Source organism: bacterium, from assembly GCA_035529855.1.
Lineage (GTDB): Bacteria > RBG-13-66-14 > B26-G2 > WVWN01 > WVWN01 > WVWN01.
On sequence record DATKVX010000060.1, the window covers coordinates 1 to 17,298 of the forward strand.

At 60.3% G+C, this 17,298-nt stretch carries 17 protein-coding genes; 9 read left to right on the forward strand and 8 right to left on the reverse strand.

Going from position 1 to position 17,298, the window contains the following annotated elements:
* The first annotated feature begins 80 nt into the window (after positions 1-80).
* From VMX79_06520 to VMX79_06560, 9 genes are all read left to right on the forward strand, one after another.
* On the forward strand, positions 81-2,480 hold the full coding sequence (locus VMX79_06520; protein HUV86748.1) for a 30S ribosomal protein S1: 2,400 nt from the start codon (positions 81-83) through the stop codon (positions 2,478-2,480).
* A 94-nt stretch (positions 2,481-2,574) separates the two neighbouring features.
* Positions 2,575-3,903 carry a ribosome biogenesis GTPase Der gene (der, locus tag VMX79_06525; GenBank protein HUV86749.1) on the forward strand — a complete coding sequence of 443 codons (1,329 nt, stop codon included), beginning with the start codon at positions 2,575-2,577 and terminating at the stop codon, positions 3,901-3,903.
* 14 nt (positions 3,904-3,917) lie between these two features.
* Positions 3,918-4,568, forward strand: coding sequence for a glycerol-3-phosphate 1-O-acyltransferase PlsY (plsY, locus tag VMX79_06530; protein HUV86750.1), 651 nt, complete (start codon positions 3,918-3,920; stop codon positions 4,566-4,568).
* Positions 4,558-5,571, forward strand: a complete 1,014-nt coding sequence (locus VMX79_06535; GenBank protein HUV86751.1) for an NAD(P)H-dependent glycerol-3-phosphate dehydrogenase — start codon at positions 4,558-4,560, stop codon at positions 5,569-5,571. The genes plsY and VMX79_06535 overlap by 11 nt, the downstream gene beginning before the upstream one ends.
* Before the next feature lie 53 nt (positions 5,572-5,624).
* The gene (locus tag VMX79_06540; GenBank protein ID HUV86752.1) at positions 5,625-5,921 is read left to right on the forward strand and encodes a EutN/CcmL family microcompartment protein; all 297 of its coding nucleotides are present in this window, start codon (positions 5,625-5,627) and stop codon (positions 5,919-5,921) included.
* 4 nt (positions 5,922-5,925) lie between these two features.
* The gene (locus VMX79_06545; protein HUV86753.1) at positions 5,926-6,204 is read left to right on the forward strand and encodes a EutN/CcmL family microcompartment protein; all 279 of its coding nucleotides are present in this window, start codon (positions 5,926-5,928) and stop codon (positions 6,202-6,204) included.
* Positions 6,204-6,461, forward strand: coding sequence for a EutN/CcmL family microcompartment protein (locus VMX79_06550; protein ID HUV86754.1), 258 nt, complete (start codon positions 6,204-6,206; stop codon positions 6,459-6,461). Before VMX79_06545 ends, VMX79_06550 begins: the two co-directional genes overlap by 1 nt.
* A complete protein-coding gene (locus tag VMX79_06555; GenBank protein ID HUV86755.1) occupies positions 6,454-8,175 on the forward strand; it encodes an STAS domain-containing protein in 1,722 nt (573 codons plus the stop codon). Before VMX79_06550 ends, VMX79_06555 begins: the two co-directional genes overlap by 8 nt.
* A gap of 57 nt (positions 8,176-8,232) precedes the next feature.
* A complete protein-coding gene (locus VMX79_06560) occupies positions 8,233-8,616 on the forward strand; it encodes an STAS domain-containing protein (protein HUV86756.1) in 384 nt (127 codons plus the stop codon).
* Between the two features lie 59 nt (positions 8,617-8,675).
* Here the strand turns inward: VMX79_06560 and VMX79_06565 are convergent, their stop codons facing one another.
* The 8 genes from VMX79_06565 to VMX79_06600 all read right to left on the reverse strand — a co-directional run.
* Complete coding sequence (locus tag VMX79_06565) at positions 8,676-10,871, reverse strand: VIT domain-containing protein (GenBank protein ID HUV86757.1); 2,196 nt, start codon at positions 10,869-10,871, stop codon at positions 8,676-8,678.
* A 102-nt stretch (positions 10,872-10,973) separates the two neighbouring features.
* Positions 10,974-11,732 (reverse strand): class II aldolase/adducin family protein, encoded by a 759-nt coding sequence (locus VMX79_06570; protein ID HUV86758.1) that lies wholly within the window; start codon positions 11,730-11,732, stop codon positions 10,974-10,976.
* 229 nt (positions 11,733-11,961) lie between these two features.
* Positions 11,962-13,203, reverse strand: coding sequence for a hypothetical protein (locus VMX79_06575; GenBank protein ID HUV86759.1), 1,242 nt, complete (start codon positions 13,201-13,203; stop codon positions 11,962-11,964).
* Between the two features lie 31 nt (positions 13,204-13,234).
* Positions 13,235-13,993 (reverse strand): hypothetical protein, encoded by a 759-nt coding sequence (locus tag VMX79_06580; protein HUV86760.1) that lies wholly within the window; start codon positions 13,991-13,993, stop codon positions 13,235-13,237.
* A gap of 81 nt (positions 13,994-14,074) precedes the next feature.
* Complete coding sequence (locus VMX79_06585; protein ID HUV86761.1) at positions 14,075-15,583, reverse strand: T9SS type A sorting domain-containing protein; 1,509 nt, start codon at positions 15,581-15,583, stop codon at positions 14,075-14,077.
* 154 nt (positions 15,584-15,737) lie between these two features.
* Entirely contained in the window at positions 15,738-16,124 is a 387-nt protein-coding gene (locus VMX79_06590; GenBank protein ID HUV86762.1) for a TonB family protein, read from the reverse strand.
* 60 nt (positions 16,125-16,184) lie between these two features.
* Entirely contained in the window at positions 16,185-16,874 is a 690-nt protein-coding gene (locus VMX79_06595; protein HUV86763.1) for an AgmX/PglI C-terminal domain-containing protein, read from the reverse strand.
* Between the two features lie 93 nt (positions 16,875-16,967).
* Positions 16,968-17,298, reverse strand: a 331-nt coding sequence (locus VMX79_06600) for a heterodisulfide reductase subunit F (protein ID HUV86764.1), incomplete at its 5' end; no start/stop codon positions are given.

Here is a 17,298-nt window from a genome sequence, read left to right on the forward strand (position 1 = left end):
TAGAAGGAACGGGCTCGGCTCCTAAAACGAAAAACGACGAAGAAGCACGCGCCGCCGCGAAAGCGCGCGCGGAACACCGAATGGAACCGGTACTCGAGGACGCTGAGGTCTTCGATGCCGAGGAGTTCGAAGAACAAGCGGGATTGTACGAGGAATCGTTCCGGGACATCGAAGAGAACGAAATAGTAACCGGGACGGTTGTCGCCGTTACCGAAGACGAAGTATTAGTAGATATCGGTTACAAATCCGAGGGGACTATCAGCCTTAGCGAATTCGCCGAAGAGGAACCGATAACGGTCGGCGATAAGGTGGAAGTTTACCTCGAGAAGAAAGAGGACCAGGACGGCATCATCGTCCTCTCCAAAGAGAAAGCGGATTTCTACCGCGCGTGGGACCAGGTCCGCGACGTCTACGAGACGGGCGGCGACATCGAGGGGAAGATAATCAACCGCGTTCGCGGCGGGTTCATAGTGGATATCGGCGTTAAAGCTTTTTTGCCGGCTTCGCAGTTGGACCTCAGGCCGGTGCGGGACTTCGAACCCTATCTGGGCGGGAGTTTCCGCATGAAAATAATAAAGGTCAACAAGCGCCGCCGTAATATTGTTTTGTCCCGCAAAGCTTTGCTGTTGGAGGAACGCGAAGAGAAGCGTAAGCGTCTCCTCGAAACTATCGAGGTCGGCGCCATTTTGGGAGGGGAGGTCAAGAACATCACCGACTTCGGCGCTTTCGTAGACCTCGACGGCCTCGACGGCCTTTTGCATATAACCGACCTTTCGCGCGGCCGCGTCAATCACCCCTCGGAAGTCGTATCGGTGGGCCAAAACTTGGAAGTTTTAGTTACCGATTTCGACCGGGAGACGGGGCGCGTATCGTTGAGTCTCAAGGAATTGGAGGATGACCCCTGGGAGACGGTCGAGGAAAGGTATAACGAGGGCGATCGCGTTATCGGCAAAGTCGTCTCGATCGTGGATTACGGCGCGTTCGTGGAGCTCGAGCCGGGCGTCGAGGGTTTGGTCCACGTGTCGGAGATGTCCTGGACGCAACGGGTTAAACACCCTTCCAAATTATTATCCGTCGGCGACGAGATCGGCGTAGTTATACTCAAGATCGACGAAAAAAATCGGCGGATATCTTTGGGTTTAAGGCAGACGATGCCTAACCCCTGGGATACGATCGAGGAACGTTATCCGCCGCGCAGTAGGATAGAAGGCGTCGTGAAAAATATTACGGAGTTCGGCGTATTCGTCGAGTTGGAAGAAGGTATCGACGGCCTTATCCACATATCCGATATTTCGTGGACGAAGCGCGTGCGCCACCCCTCGGAGGTTTTCCAAAAAGGGCAAACGGTGGAAGCCGTGGTCCTGACCATCGATTCCGTAAACCGCCGTATATCGCTGGGCGTCAAGCAGCTCGAGCGCGATCCCTGGACCAACATCGAGAAGAAGTACCCGGTCGGCGAGTACGTCGAGGGCGACGTTGTTCGGATAACGCCTTACGGCGCTATTGTAAAATTGGAAGACGATATCGAGGGTTTGCTCCATATCTCGGAGATAGCGGGACGAAGGATCAACCGCGTTGAGGACGTCTTGGACCGCGGCGACCGGATTAAAGTCAAAACAATAAATATTTCGCCGAGGGAACGGCGCATAAACCTTAGCCTTTGGCAATATCAAAACGAGACCGGCGACAAAGGCATAGAGAAAGGTGTCGGCCTCGCCGCTTTAGCCGCGGAAGAGGCTAAAGCCAAGGCCGAGGAAAGCGGGGCGGCGCCGGAGGAGCAAAAGGAAGAACCGGCCCGGGACGAGGAAACGGTGCAGGATACCGTCGAGGAGAAGGCGGAGGCTACCGCCGACGCCCAAGAAAGCGAATCGGCGGAGGCCGAACCCGTAAGCGTCGGCGAGGAAACCGAGGAAAGCGAAGAACCCGCGGAAGCCGCCGAGGAGGCCGTTGAGCCCGCGGCGGAGGCGCCGGCGGAAAAGGAAGGCGAGGAAGCCGAAGCGACGCCGGCTGAGGGGGAGACGACGCCGGACGAAGACGCCGCCGAGGAGGCCGTTGAGCCCGCGGCGGAGGCGCCGGCGGAAGAGAAAGGCGAGGAAGCCGAAGCGACGCCGGCTGAGGGGGAGACGACGCCGGACGAAGGCGCCGCCGAGGAGGCCGTTGAGCCCGCGGCGGAGGCGCCGGCGGAAGAGGAAGGCGAGGAAGCCGAAGCGACGCCGGCTGAGGGGGAGACGACGCCGGACGAAGGCGCCGCCGGGGAGGCCGTTGAGCCCGCGGCGGAGGCCGAACCCGTAAGCGTCGGCGAAGAAGCCGAGGAAAGCGAAGAACCCGCGGAAGCCGCCGAGGAGGCCGTTGAGCCCGCGGCGGAGGCGCCGGCGGAAAAGGAAGGCGAGGAAGCCGAAGCGACGCCGGCTGAGGGGGAGACGACGCCGGACGAAGGCGCCGCCGAAACGCCGGTCGAAGAAAAGCCTAAGGAAGAGTGAACTTGGAGAGTCGGGTAATCGCGGCGGCTTCTACGGGGAAGCCGCCTTTTAACTATGAAGGTCCGCGGTGCCCCCGGTAAAAAATCTTAGACGGGTGATAATACTCGGCCGGCCCAACGTCGGCAAATCCACCCTTTTCAACAGGCTCGTAGGTCGAGGTATCGCTATGACCAACGACGAGCCGCACACTACGCGCGACATATTGGCCGGCGTTTGCCGCTTCGGCGACGTCGTCTTCGAATTGGTGGACGCCGCCGGTTTTTTGGTTTCTCCCGACGATACGTTGAACCAAAGTATAAAAAGGGGCCTCGACGCCGCCGCGGCTTCCTCGGACGTCGTCGTTTTGACGTTCGACGGCCGGGAGGGGTTGTTACCGCTGGACCGCGATTTGGCTCACTTCGTACGCCGTCTGAGAAAGCCCGTCGTCCCTGTCGTCAATAAAATAGATTCGCCGTCTTTGACGGGCGCCGTCGCGGACTTCTACGAACTCGGCTTCGCGCGCGACCCCTTACCCGTGAGCGCCGCTAACGGTTTCAACTGCTACGAGCTCCTGGCCGCCGTCGCCGAAGAGCTCGGCCCGGCCGCGGAGGCCGTGGAAGCGACGGCCCGCGACGCGCTGTGCGTGGCCGTCGTGGGGAGGCCGAACGTCGGGAAGTCGTCGGTCCTCAACCGCCTCGCGGGAGATGAGAGGGTCGTAGTCCACGAAAGCCCGGGGACGACCCGGGACGCCGTAGACGTCGAGATAACGTACGGCGAACGTAAATACCTGTTCGTCGATACGGCCGGGATCCGGCGTAGGACGCGTGCCAAGGAAAGGCTCGAGCTCTGGGGTTTGCGGAAATCGTTGGCGGCGATTAAGAGGGCGTCGGTGGTAGTGCTCGTGCTCGACGGCGCCGAGGGGCCGACTTCGCAAGACGCCAAGATCGCCGGTTACGCCGACCGCAACGGCCGAGGTTTAATATTGTTCTTAAATAAGACGGACCTACTCCAAGGCGAGGCCGGCGCCGCGCGTTTGGAAGAGAGTTTGAAAAGCGTACGGTCCGACTTGAGCTTTGCTTCGTACGCGCCGCTGCTCGCAGGCTCCGCCCTCGAGGGGTTCGACGCGGCGTCGTTGTACCGGACGATAGGCGAGGTCGACGCGAACCGCAACGTCCGCGTCGGGACCGGAGAGTTGAACCGGTTTCTAAGAGAGGTTTTGGCCCGGCGAAGTTTTAGGGTGGGCAAGAAAGAGGTCCGGCTCCTGTACGCGGTCCAAGCCGCCGCCGCGCCGCCGAGGTTCCAGATATTCGTTAACCTTTCGAAGAAGCCGCCCCCGCTACTCGGGCGTTACATAGAGAACCGGCTGCGCGAAACCTTCCCTTTCGTGGGGACCCCGCTTAGGCTCGTCTTCCGCCTGCGAAGCCCAAAGGAAAGGAAATATTAGTTGTCCGTAGTCGGATGCGATGTTATTTTTTGGAGATGAAGGTCTTGATATACGTCGGTATAGTGGCCGCGTCGTTTTTAATCGGGGCGTTACCTTTTTCCTGGTTTTTAGGAAGGATGGCGGGTATTGACCTGCGACGGGTAGGATCCGGCAACCCGGGCGCGACGAATCTGTATCGCGCGGCGGGGGCGCGGTGGGGCATACCGGGGTTTCTGTTGGACGTCGCGAAGGGGGTTACGCCCGTAGCGGCCGCCCAGTGGCTTTTCCCGCATTTGGCCGCGGCCGGGATTTTGGCCGCCGCCGCGGCGATATCGGGCCACATCTGGACGCCGTTCCTCGGTTTCCGAGGAGGGAAGGGCGTCGCTACCGCGGCCGGCGCGTTTCTGGCCCTCGAGCCGCTGTTGATTCTAATAGCTTTCGCCGTTTTTCTCGTCGTCGTGGCCGCGACGCGGTACGTATCGTTGGGTTCGTTGAGCGCGGCGGTCGCGGTTTTCGTGGCCTCGTTCGCACTTCCCCTCGTTTCGCGGCGGCCGGTGGACCCGTATTTCATAGTTTTTTGCGGCGTTTGTTCCGCGGCCATAGTTTACGCCCATCGTAGGAATATCTCCCGCTTATTGGCGGGTACGGAAAGTAAGTTGGGAGGGCGAAAAAAGGATGGCGGGTAAAGGTTCCAAAAAAGTCGCGGTCCTGGGGGCCGGCTCCTGGGGGGTTACGCTCGCGCGCCTTCTCGCCGAGAACGGCAACGACGTACGGCTGTGGTGTTACTGGCCCGAGGAATACGAGATGTTGCGCCAGACGCGCGAACGACGCGACCTTTTACCCGGCGTGGTGTTGCCCCAGACCGTGGAAATATCGAACGACGCCGCCGCGGTGACGTCGGGCACGGAAGCGGTTTTCTTCGTCGTACCCTCGTTCGGGGTGCGCTCGACGGCGAAGTTGATACGCGACGTGTGCGACGGCTCACAGCTTGCGGTCTCCGCGGCCAAGGGATTGGAAGAAGGTACTTACTCCCGTATGACCGAGGTGCTCGAGGAGGAGCTTGCCGGCGGCGCGAGGGGGTACGTATCGTTCTCCGGCCCGAGCCACGCCGAGGAAGTATCTCGCCGGATACCGACGTCTATAGTCGCGGCGTCGCGGGAAGAGGGGCCGGCGCGCGAAATACAGGAATTGACCATAACGCCGTATTTAAGAGTTTATACCAACGACGACGTCGTCGGCGTCGAGTACGGCGCGGCCCTCAAGAACGTCGTTGCCATCGCCGCCGGTGCCGTGGACGGCCTGGGATACGGCGACAATACCAAAGCCGCGTTGCTCGCCCGCGGCTTGGCCGAAATAACGCGCCTGGGCGTCGCCCGGGGAGCGAAACCGTTGACCTTCGCGGGCCTTTCCGGGCTGGGTGACTTGGTCGTAACTTGTACCAGCCGCCACAGCCGTAACCGGTACGTGGGGGAGGAGTTGGGAAGGGGCCGGCGCCTCGACGATATCCTAGCGTCCATGAAGATGGTCGCCGAAGGCGTCCGAACGACGAAAGCGGCGTACGAGCTTTCGCGAAAGACGGGTATCGATATGCCCATTACGGTCGAAATGTACCGCGTAATGTTCGAGGGCAAAGACCCCCGCGCCGCCGTCTTCGATTTGATGACGAGGGAGCCGAGACCCGAGGTTTAAACCTGCCCGCTAATAGGGCTTGATATGTTATTATAAAGTAATTATATTAGGACGTGCGCCTCGGTAACGTAGTCGGTGCGGTGGTGTCGACCGTCAAAGACGAGGGTCTTGACGGGTTAAAACTGCTCGTCGTGGAAGACGCGGACATCTACGGCCGGGGAAAGGGTTCCCACTACGTGGCCGTTGACGCCGTGGGGGCCGGGAGGGGGGAGCTGGTATTGACCGCGGCCGGCTCGTCGGCGCGGCAGACGCGGTCGACGAAAGACAGGCCCGTAGATGCGGTCATTATGGCCATCGTCGAGACCGTCGAAGCGAACGGCGAAATTACGTATCGGAAAGCTGGGAAGTAACCTTATGAAAGCAGGTATGGTTTTAGGGTCGGTTGTGGCCGCGCGGGTCGCCGAAGGGCTCGAGGGAAAAAGGTTCCTCCTCGCGTTGCCGGTCGACGAAAAAGACCGGCCTGTGGGCGGGGAATTCGTAGCGTGCGACGTAGTGGGCGCGGGGCGCGGGGCCCGCGTAATTTGGATTGGCGGAAAGGAAGCGGCGTTGGCTTTAGGCCGGGACGAAGTTCCCGTAGACGCCACCTGCGTCGCGATATTGGAACGGCACGGGCGGAATAAGGAAGGCGCGTAATGGAGTTGGCACGCGTATTAGGGCCGGCGCCCTCGAACCTTAAACACCCGGCGCTTGCCGGTTTAAAACTGGTCTTCGCGGAAACCGAGGAGAGGGGGAGGGGCGGGGTCGTAGTAGCGTGGGATTTGGCGGATGCCGGCCGCGGCGACCGGGTTCTAATAATGAGGGAGGGCGGCGCGGCGATGCGCCTTTTGGGTCGCGGCGCGGCTCCCGTGCGTACCGTTTTAATAGCTCACGTGGATAGAGTCGATGGTTAACAACAAGACAACGGCGGGTGGTGTAGCGGTAAACCGTAACGTCGGCGCCGGCGCGACGATGGCGACGATTACGGGCCGCGTCGGGATAGAGGAAGCGAACGAGCTCCAACGCCGCTTCGACGAGGTATTTAAAGCCGGCCGGCCGTGGGTAATTATCAGATTGAAGAACGTGGATTTCATATGCTCCGCCGGGATGGGTACGCTGCTGTCGGCCGTCGGCGAAGCGCGCAAGCGGGGCGGGGAAGTAATTTTCACGGACGTATCGCCCAAAGTACGTACGATCTTCGAGTTCCTCGACATTTGGGATTACATAACGAGCGCGGCCGATAAGGACGCGGCGCTTGAGATGGTCGCCGCGGGGAAACGTATGCAGACCCAACGTACGGCGGCGCCAGTTACGCCCTCGTTTATCGTCGACGACTTAAAGGCCAAGCTCGGGGAGGGTATCCGGTTAAGTAAAGACGGCAAGGTAAAAGACGCTTTAGCTTATTTCAACGCCGTAATTAAAGCCGACAGAAACAATATTACGGCGCTGGTGTGGAAAGCGAGCGTACTCGAGCGGTTATCGCAATTCGACGAAGCCCGCCGCCTATATAAAAAGGTTACCGATATCGGGCGCGGCGACCCGCGTTTATTGACCTACGCCCGAAACCGGCGTGAAAAACTCGAGCAAAAACTAAGCGTCGCGACGGACCGGGAAAAAGCCTTCGAGCGGCTGAGGACCACCGTTTACGCTTTGGCCGAAGCCCCCGGGCGACCACCGGATTTTTTCACCTCCGAACGGACTGCGGACGCACGTAAAGTCTCCTTTCTGGAATGTTACCGCACGTGGGACGACGGTAGCTTTTTCGGGAAGCCGCGTTCGGGTCACTCGTACGTGGGGGGCGGCGGTTATTTCGTCTGGATAGGCGGCCGCGGCGTCGTCATAGACCCGGGTAAGAATTTCGTCACGCATTTCGCGGAGGCGGGGCGCCGGCTGGCCGACGTAGAGGCTATAGTCGTTACCGGCGCGGCGTGGGACCGCGGCGCCGATTTAGAACCCCTCCTGGCCGCTTTCAATCGTTACAACCAGGCGGCCTTGGGGCCTGTAAAAAAAATCGAGGTATTGGTTAGCGGCGCGGTATACAAGAAATATTATTCCTGGCTTTCGACATTCGACGAGGCGTTTCTCAAGCTGACGGTCCTTTATCCCGGGCACGCGTACCGCGTCGGCGACGCTACGCTCGACGTTAAGCTCGCCGACGCCGCGGGTGGCGGTAGCGTTGACGCGTTGGGTTTGACGTTCGCGGCCGGGGGCGCGAATTTCGCGTACGCAGCCGAAGTTGCCGGCCGCGATTTGGACGGGTTGGCGGCTCTATATCGCTCGGCGCGCGGAAACGTATTCCTCGCGCACGTGGGTGAAGTGGCCGTAGGGAAAGGGGCGGCGCCGGGAGGAACCGCCGGGTTCGCCGGCGTTGAGGCGGTGGGGCGGTTGCTGTCCGAAGTTCGACCCTCGGTCGCCCTATTGGGTAAAATGTTGGACGTAACCGACCCGATAGCGTTGAGTGAAGCGATCGCCAGGGCGACGGGTGTCCGCTGTTTGCCGGTAGACGTCGGCTTGACGGTCAATCTCGAAACGTCGGAAGTGTTTACGGCCGCCGGTTTGGTACCCGTATCCGCGTTAACCGTTTATAAGGGGGAGGACGGGCGCTTGCACTATACCCCGGTCGGTTAAACCGGGATGAAGCGGAAATAATCACCTAACGCGAGCGCAGTCCATAGGAAGGTTCGCATGAGAGATTTCAAGATAACGAGGATAGAAGAGAGCAAAGACGGCGTGGTCGTCGTAGCGGTCGAGGGCCAGGTTGGTATCGAAGAGGCCGCCCAGGTCTCGAAGTTCTTTGAAGAGATCGAGAACGAAGGGGTCGTTTGGGTTATCGTGAGCCTCGAGGGCGTAGATTTTATTAGTACTGCCGGCGTGGGGGCGCTGCTGTACGCCGTGGGCGGCGCCCGGAAACGCGGCGGCGAAATAGTCTTTATCGAGTTTTCGCCCAAGACGAAAGCCGTCTTCGAATTTCTCGACCTCCACGACTTCATCGTTACCGCGACCGATAAGGAAAGCGGCCAACAGGTAGTTAAGGAAATTAGAAGCGGCGCCCGGCCGGCCGAGGGCTAGCAGCGGGCGCCGCGGGACGAGCACGCCGTAATCGCGGCGCGGCGTAGGTTGGTAGTATCTCATAGCGTAACGCGGTACGTTACCCCTCCAAACGACACTTCGACTTTCTCGCCCAGGGCAAAGTACGGGGCGAGGCCGGGGTGTTCTTGCAATAAGTCGAAGTACTCTTTACTCCCGAATTCCACCTCTACGACGCTTCGGTTCGTCTCGTCGTCGAGGGCCAGGTCGCGCCACGTGCCGGCGGCCAACCGGAAGCTTTTACCTTCCACGTAGCGCACGGCGGCGCCGCCGTAAGCGGACGGCGCTACCGCGGCGCGCTTCAAGTCGCCGATGGCCTTCGATTCCCGGACCGATAGTTCCGCCGCGCTCCCGATGTAGGTTGGACCGCCTCGCCCGTTCATCCACGCGCCGGCGGCCGCCAAATCCTCGCCGCCGGCGAGGCCGCCCCACACCCCGGGCGCGGGATGCTTGACGGCCGGCCCCGTTTCCTCCACCAGGTACGACGTGTAAGGCGTCGGAACGCCGTAGCGTTTGGAGAGCTTGACGATGGCGTCGATCAATTCCTTGTCTTCGCCCTCCAGCTTTATCTGCTCCAGCAGGAAACCTATCTTGCGCGTGGCCCACAGCGCAGGGATATATTTATTGTCGCGGCTCTCGCCGGCGACGGCGCCGAGGTCGTAGCGGTACGACTCCCGCTTGCCGGCGCGTTCGCCCGAGACGGTCAGGACGCCGTCGGCCAGTTCGCCTTTGTACCGTCCGAGGACGGTGAGCTGCGTCCCGGCGAAGATATCCGGCACCGACGGCGGGTATGAGTCGTAAAATCCGACCTTTTCCCAGGTGAGCGCCACGTCGGTAAGAATCGGCTTCGAGATCTTGTCGTAGAAAGACGTTACGGCCAGCTCGATGTCTTCGCCCGGTTCTACGTATTGAGCCGTACCGCCGTTTTTCCGGGATAGGCCGTCGAGGAGTTCGGCCTTAACGTTATAACCGACGCCGAACGAGAACAGGCGGCCGTCCACGTTTCCATTAGCGGCGACGGCGTTGGCGACGATGTCGGCTACGTTCCGCTCGCCTACCGTCGGCTTGCCGTCGGTGAGGAAGACCACCATCGTGGGCCCGACCGGCTCGGTGGAGGTAGACGCCAGGCCCTTCGCCAACGCGCCGTCGATATTCGTGCCGCCGCCGGCCGTTAACTTATCGACGAAGTCGAGGGCCGCCGATACATTAGCCGCGCTCGCGCCGACCGCCTTGTCGCGGAACAGCGTCGGCTGCTCGTTGAACGGTACGATGTTAAAGCGGTCGGCCAGCGCCAGTTGGTTTAGGCAATACTTAACCGCCTCTTTGACCTGTTCGATTTTTTCGCCCGCCATCGAGCCCGATATATCCAGAACGAAGATGAGCTCTTTGGGCTCGGGCGCGGCCCGCGTCACCGCCGGCGGCGTGATGATGAGGATGGCGAACCCGTCTTCGCCGCCCTCTTTGTGCGCGAGGACGCTCGCTCCCATTTCGGCGCCGCCTACGCGGTAGTACAGGATCAAGTCTTCGGCGGGTTTTACGTTTTTAACGTGGTACTTTACCTCGGCCGTGGTCGGGCTTTTACGCTCGAGCTGGATTTTATGCGAGGGCGAGAATACGCTCTCGACGGGGCCGGCGGCCTTTATGCTCACTTCGACGCCGACGTCTTCTATAGGCTCGCGGCTGAAGCGTTCGGTGTCGAGGGGATATACGAACTTGGTCAGGCCGCCGTCGTAGGGCAGGAGCTCGGAGTACGTAATTTCGACGCGCTTCTCGCCTTTCGCCGGAATGGGGTAAATGCGCGCTTTGACGGCGCCGCGGCCCATATACTCCAACAGCGCCGGGTCCTTATTCCGGTTGACCAGTTTGCGATATTCGGCCGCGGCCTCGTCGGCTTCGAGCATCGTCCCCTCTACCGGTTTACCGTCCACTTTGAGCGAAAAGCGGTCGACGGCCGCGCCCTTCGGCAGCGGGAAGATATACACGCCCTCGACGTCGAAGTTGTAGGGGTTTTTAAACAACTCGTCGACGTGGGTGGTCGCGACCTGGTCGTCGATGACCGTCTCGACGTGGTGATATTTAATGTCGAGGCTGTAGCGTTCTTGAGGCGGCTGGGGCTTAGGCCAGGGCGGGAAGGGGTAGGGGTACGGTATAATTATGCCGTCGGCGCCGGCGACGGCGGCCAACAGTAACGACGCCGCCGCTAACGTTACCGCGGTGCTACATAGCTTTTGTAGCATAATAACTACCTCAACTCGAGTTGAACGATACCGTGTCGAAGGTTTGACGCGTCGCGCGGGGCGTTCGTTTAACGGCTCGAGCCGGGCGACGTCCGGCGGTCGTTAGTCCTTTTGGTCTCGCAGGCGCTCGAGGACCCGGCGGACGGCGTCGCGGACCAGCGCTTCGTCTTCGCACGCCGCGGGTTCGCCGTCGGGGACGTCGCACGTATCGCAAGGTATGTTTAGCGGGGCTTTGCCGGGGGCGATGGTCGTAAGCTTTTTTACGTCCTCGGCGGTGAGCACGGAGACGCGGCCGAGCTGCCGGGCGACCAACATGACGCGGGCGAATTGCTCCACCTTCTCGAGCGTGAAGTAAGCCTCCAGCAGCGTCGCGCCGAGCGTCACGGTGCCGTGGTTGGCGAGGAGGAACGCGTTGTAGTCGCGGAGCTTGGGTCGGATGCTCTCCGGGACCTCGGCGGTCGAAGGCGTCGCGTACGGCGCCAAGGGTACGTTTCCGAGCGTCGTTATGACTTCGGGCAGTACGCACTCCGCCAGCGGCATACGCGCGACGGCGAAGCCGGTCGCCGTCGGCGGGTGGGCGTGGACGACGCCGCCGACGTCGGGACGCTCTTTATATATTTCGAGGTGGAGAAGGATTTCGCTCGAGGCCTCGCGGCGGCCTTCGACGCGCCGGCCCGCGGCGTCCAGGACGACTATGTCGTCGGCCGCGAGCATCCCTTTGCAGAGCCCCGCCGGCGTCGCGGCTATGAGGTCGCCGCTTACGCGGCAACTCATATTGCCGTCCGCCGCGGCGACGAACCCGCGTTCGTAGCACCGGCGGCCTATTTCCACTATCTCTTTACGCGCCTGCCAGATATTCATAGTTTATCCCTCGGCAACTACAGTAGCGACGCTGGTTACGCGTTTAATATAAGGCCGTTAGGTTATTCGCCTTTATAATCTACTTTAATTGGAATAATTCGGCCGGTACGGCGATTATTAGCGGCAAAGGATTAGGCCGCGACATTCTAATCCAATATAACATCCCCGGCGCAGGTTAGCAAAGAAAAACCCGCCCGTTTGGCGGGCGGGTCATGGGGTGTGCTTCGCGCTAGGGTGCGACCACCATCGTTCGTACGAGCCTCTCGCCGGCCGCTTCCATCGTATAGAGGTAAACGCCCGGCGCTGCTTCCCCGGGGCGCCACTCCACTTCGTACGTTCCGGGTTGGTAAATTCTATCGGCCAGCATCGCGACGCGGCGGCCCGCGAGGTCGTAGACGGCGAGTTTCACCTTCGCAGAAAGCCGGCAGGCGAACCTTATTTTAGTGCAACTCGTTACCGGGTTAGGCCGGTTTTGGCTGAGGTTAAACGCGGAAGGTACGAACCGTTTGGTTAGCGGCCCGGGTTTAAGTATCGCCAGCGCCGTATCGGCGTTCTCGCGTAGCGCCTCGAGGTCGGCTCCCGCTACTACCGCGAACGTTACAATTTCGGTCAGGCCGGAGGGGATCTCGTACGGGCCGGTGCTAAGCATCACGCGCCAGTCGTACGGTTTGGTTTGTTCGCAATCGAAGCTCGGGTCTTGCATATAAGCGTACAGGTATCGGTCGTTCTCCGGGTCGTTCATGATATCCCACGAGTGCGCACCGCGGACGGTACCTTCGACGCATACCAGGCCCAAATATGGATGGCCGGGGGCGCCGTCGTACATATAAGGCATCTTTCGCTCGTCGTCGAAGCCGACGTAGTCGTCGATATAACAGAACGAGCCGCCTATGTCGAAGTCGTACGCGAGCGCGACATAGGTATTTTCGAGCTTTTGCGGGGATTCGTTTTTAAGGTGGTAGCGAAAAGCGACGAAGTCGTCGTAGTCGTCGAGACACCAACTTGCGGCGTGTACGTCGCACGTTACGGGTACGGGGCCGCTTTCGCCGGCGTCGCCGTCGTCCATCCGGTAGTACGAATCGAGGGTGCCTTCGCGTTTGATATACGAGGGGACTTGCGCCCACTCGGGGTCTTCGGACATAATCACGGGCGTGAGGCCGCGCCACCCGCGGGCAGGTGTAATCACGCGGTACGCTAAGCTTTCCGGCGCACCTTCGAACTTCGTGCCGACCCAGAATTCACCCCGATAAATGTTAACGGGGCCGTTCGGCGCGGGATAGATGCCGGTGCCCTTCAGGTCGCCGACGTATCCGCGGTTCCAAACCTTGAGCCAGAGCAAGCCGTCGTTGTGGACGCCGCTATTTTCGCCGTCGATGTAGGAGGCCGCGTCGCCGTACTTCGTGCTCGCGGCCCAACTCGCGCCGGCGATAAAGAGCAGTACTACCGCCGTTTTCGTTATTCTCTTTTGCATGTCCGCCTCCCTTTATAACGCGACTATGCAATTACCTTTGAAGGGCCTTGATTTTTCCGAAGGAAGCTGGGGATACGCTTACGGTACCAGGACAGTGAACGCGGTAGATGTAACCATTCGTACAGCCGATAAAGAGGTATTGACCGTGGTAAGCCATCCCCGTGGCTTCCGTAGCAGGTGCGGCGAAAGAGGCGACCGGAGCCGACCCGTTGACTCTGAACCCGTATATGCTGCCGTAGGAAGGAGCCCATATTAGCTGGTTGCGATGGTCGTACGCGATATCCCATCTGAGCGCGCCACATCGGAAGGACGAGAGTATACTTCCGTTACTCAGTCTGTGGCGCCAGATATAAGCGGGTAGGCTGTCGGAAGAGAACAAGGCCGTCGTTCCGCGGCCGCCGTCGCCCGTGCATTGCGGCGCGAGGCCGTAAGGGTCGTGACCCACGGACCAGGAGGTGTTTAGCGAACCCGTTAAGTGGTTACAATCGTATACGGTGTCGTTTTGGAAGCAGCCGATCCAAAGGTGGCCGCCCCAGGAGAAGGCGAGGCCGCGGTTATATTCGGGCCGTGGCGTATCCCATACGCCCCGAATCATACCGGTATCCGGGTTGAAACGATAAATAACGTTGGGGGAGGTGTAACATAAGGCGTAGAGGTAAGTATCGGAGCGCGCCAAGCCCCGTAGTTCTCTCGAAGGAGCTCGGAAAGAGCTTACTATATCGCCCAACCCGCCTAAGGCCGGCTGGGCCGCCAGCGCCGTGGCGAACGCGAGGATTATTATCCTCTTCATCAGACATCCCCTCCTTAGTGTACAAAACCTTCCGCGGCGCCGGCCGCTTAAGCCGGCGCCGCGATACTTCCTTTGGCATCCCTATTTAACGACCGCCAACCGCTTGGTCGCGACGGCGTCGGCGGCTCGCAGGCGGTAAACGTAAACCCCCGCGGCTAGGTTACCGGTATCGAGTACGGCCTCGTTTTCGCCGGCGGGACGGTGCCCCTCCGCCACGGTGGCGACTTTTCGGCCGCTCAGGTCGAATACTTCCAACGTTACGTCGCCGGCCTCGGCGAGCGTAAACGCTATGGTCGTCGTCGTGCGCGCCGGGTTGGGGAAGTTCTGGGCTAAGCGGAAGGATAACGGCTTGGTTTTCCCCTCGGCCTTAACTCTTACCGGCCCGTACCGTTCCTTGCCGCCGTTCAACGTCACGGCCTCGAGGGTATAATCGTACGTCGTATCGGCCGCGACGGTCGAATCGACGTACCTGAACGGTTTCCTTCCCGTGATTAAGCGGTTATTGACCTTGACTTCGGTTGTGGGGCCGGTCGCCTCGGCTCGGTATAAGTTGAAGCCGGCGTAGTTGATATTGGGCTCCCAGCTCAGCTCGACCGCGCCGGGCAGCGCCCGGGCCCAAAACGTTTCCACGCCGGTGTAGATTTCCCAATATTTGTTATACGCGGCGTCGGCGTTGGCCTGCAGCTCCGACAGGTTCGCGCCCGCTACCACCGCGAACGCGAACCGTAGCTTCTCGTTGTTGGCGCAGACGTGCGGGCCGCTCGACAAACACACCCGCCAGTCGTACGGCTCTTTCTGTTCGATCCATTTTCCCGAGGTCATTAACGCCCACTTCTTGGCGTCGGTATCGGGGTCTTCCATGATGTTGGGAACGCCTAAGGTATGCGGTTTTCCTTCGAGGATGCGGAGCCCTACGTACGGGTGTTTTGGTTCGTCATCGTGCATGTACGGCATCTTCCGGCCGTAGTCGATGCGAACGTAGTCGTCGTCATACGACGTCGAGCCGCCGATGTCGAAGTCGTAGTAGAGGCAAATAAATTCGTCGGTTAGGGTGCGGCCTGATTTGTTTAGGACGTAGGTCTGGAATATGATGTAGTCGTCGTTCGTGGTGTCGGACCACTGCATGCCGTGCTGTTCGACTACCAGGCCGATGGGCCCTTCTTCCTTCGCGTCGCGGTCGTCGGCTTTTAGGTACGAGTCGAGGGCGCCGCGTTTCGTAACGTACGTCGGCCTTTGGTTCCAGCTCGAGCCGTCGCTCCACAAGAGGCCGAGCATCTTGTGCCATTCGGCCCTATAAGGCGCAAAGTCGCCGCTGACGCGCGGCTTTCCCCAGGCGTTCGTACCTACCCAGAACCTTCCGGCATATAAGGTTGCGACGCCGCTCTTCCCCGGGTAATTACCGCTTCCTAGTCCGCCGTTCCCGACCCATAACCTGTCGTTCAATTTTAAGTGGTACAACCCCGCGTCGTGGATGTCGTTATTTTCGCCGTCAATGTAGAAGGCCGCGTCGCCGTACTTCGCGCTCGCGGCCCAACTCGCGCCGGCGATAAAGAGCAGTACTACTGCCGTCGTCGGTATTCTCTTTTGCATGTCCGCCTCCCTTGGCGTCCTCTCCTAGCGTTAAATTACGAAAAAATTCTACACCCGGTCCCTACGTAAGTCAAGCGGATAATCGCAGGCTTTTTATTTTACTAGCCCATAAATCATTAGACTACGGTCGTTTGAGGAAGTTTCGTGAACGCCGTCACTTTCCCGGTTTTTCGGGAATCGTGAACGTAAAGGGATAGCGCACGGTTATGGCGTCGCCGGCGCCCGGGCCGAAGTCCCACTTCGCGACCGCCGCGGCGACCGCCTCTTCGAAAAGCTTGCAGTCCGTAGTGGCCTCCGCGACCTCGCTGGCCGTTACCGCCCCCGTGCTCGCGACGGTGAACTTCACGACGACGGTCCCTTCAATAGCCAGGCCGGCGTCGAGGTACGTATCGTAAATCGTCGCTATCTCCGCTTTATGCCGTTCGATTACCGAGGCTATTTCCGCCGGGTCGCGGCCCCCCTCGCCGGCGTAAGCGAAACCCGGCGCCGGCGGGATGAGTACGGCGGTCGCAATTACGATGCAAGCGTAAAAAGGTTTCATTCTAATCGTACGGCGGGTATTTTAAAACCCGTCTCCGTTCGGTCCGGTACCGGGTTATCGTTATTTCCTACTGTAGAAGATGAAGGGGTATGTGAGCGTAACGTCGTTCGCGGCGGGCGTGAATATCCACCTGTTTACGGCGCGCGTCAGGGCGATTGCGAGCGCTTCCAGGTTGATCGTCGATTCGACGACTTCGACGCCGGCGACGCTCCCCGAGGCCAGGATGGTGAACCGGACTTTGAGTTTGCCGGCCGCGTTCGGGTAAACGTTGAGGTAGTTCTCGTAAATCTCCTCTAGCTCCCGCTGTTTGATTTCAATTTCGTTTTGGATCTCGGCCGCGGTCCTTCGGCCGCCCGGTTGTACTTTGGCGGGCGGGGCCGGCGCTTCGCCGATATTGACGGAGGTCGCGAGCATTACCGCGGCTCGAGCCATATCGTTGGCCGGCGAAACGCGGCCCTCGCCTTTATCGAGCAGGAATATCATCTCGGCGTTCGCGGCGTCGAGCAGAAACGAGTAGCGGACGTCGTAGTGGCCGGGGAGGGTTTCGGTCGCGTCCCAGGCGATGGGTTGGACGGCGTGGCCCTCCGCTTCGAACCCCATAAGTAACCCGTCCACCGCCCGGCCGATACTCATAAAGTACGCCTCGCCGCGCCAGCTCTTGACGATCGCGATGGCCTCGTCTTCGCCCGCCGCGACGGCGGCGGCCGGCGTCGTCACCGCGGCTGCCAGTAATATAACCAGCGACTTCATTTTAGGTCGCACGAGCCATTATATAACAAGACGCGGGGAACGGTAGCAAAAAAGGCCGCGGCGCGGCCTTTATAATTCCGTTGGACCAGATGTTTAAAATTCTTGGGGAAAGGAAAGAATCTGTTCGTAGTTGAAAACCGGCCCGTCTTTGCAGACGTACGTCGAGCCGATATTGCAGCGGCCGCATTTACCGAGGCCGCACTTCATTCTCATCTCCAGCGTCGTCCAAATTTGACCCGGCGCGTATCCCAGTTTTTCGAGCAGGCACTTCGCGACCAACTTAATCATTATCGGTGGGCCGCAGGTTATTACGACGCGGTTCTCGGGAGAGGGGCGCTCTTCCTCCAGGATGGGCGGGACGAATGAGGTCCGCCCTCGCCATTCGGGAATAGGTTCGCCCGGGCACACCGGGTCCAGCGCCAGC

What these genes read in the sequence shown, in the direction of transcription:
- VMX79_06555 (HUV86755.1), top strand. Translation starts at nt 6,454, where the DNA reads ATGGTTAACAACAAGACAACGGCGGGTGGTGTAGCGGTAAACCGTAAC.
- VMX79_06520 (HUV86748.1), top strand. Translation starts at nt 81, where the DNA reads ATGGAACCGGTACTCGAGGACGCTGAGGTCTTCGATGCCGAGGAGTTC.
- VMX79_06570 (HUV86758.1), bottom strand. Translation starts at nt 11,732, where the DNA reads ATGAATATCTGGCAGGCGCGTAAAGAGATAGTGGAAATAGGCCGCCGG.
- VMX79_06590 (HUV86762.1), bottom strand. Translation starts at nt 16,124, where the DNA reads ATGAAACCTTTTTACGCTTGCATCGTAATTGCGACCGCCGTACTCATC.
- VMX79_06580 (HUV86760.1), bottom strand. Translation starts at nt 13,993, where the DNA reads ATGAAGAGGATAATAATCCTCGCGTTCGCCACGGCGCTGGCGGCCCAG.
- VMX79_06565 (HUV86757.1), bottom strand. Translation starts at nt 10,871, where the DNA reads ATGCTACAAAAGCTATGTAGCACCGCGGTAACGTTAGCGGCGGCGTCG.
- VMX79_06550 (HUV86754.1), top strand. Translation starts at nt 6,204, where the DNA reads ATGGAGTTGGCACGCGTATTAGGGCCGGCGCCCTCGAACCTTAAACAC.
- VMX79_06560 (HUV86756.1), top strand. Translation starts at nt 8,233, where the DNA reads ATGAGAGATTTCAAGATAACGAGGATAGAAGAGAGCAAAGACGGCGTG.
- VMX79_06545 (HUV86753.1), top strand. Translation starts at nt 5,926, where the DNA reads ATGAAAGCAGGTATGGTTTTAGGGTCGGTTGTGGCCGCGCGGGTCGCC.
- VMX79_06535 (HUV86751.1), top strand. Translation starts at nt 4,558, where the DNA reads ATGGCGGGTAAAGGTTCCAAAAAAGTCGCGGTCCTGGGGGCCGGCTCC.
- VMX79_06585 (HUV86761.1), bottom strand. Translation starts at nt 15,583, where the DNA reads ATGCAAAAGAGAATACCGACGACGGCAGTAGTACTGCTCTTTATCGCC.
- VMX79_06575 (HUV86759.1), bottom strand. Translation starts at nt 13,203, where the DNA reads ATGCAAAAGAGAATAACGAAAACGGCGGTAGTACTGCTCTTTATCGCC.
- VMX79_06595 (HUV86763.1), bottom strand. Translation starts at nt 16,874, where the DNA reads ATGAAGTCGCTGGTTATATTACTGGCAGCCGCGGTGACGACGCCGGCC.
- plsY (HUV86750.1), top strand. Translation starts at nt 3,918, where the DNA reads ATGCGATGTTATTTTTTGGAGATGAAGGTCTTGATATACGTCGGTATA.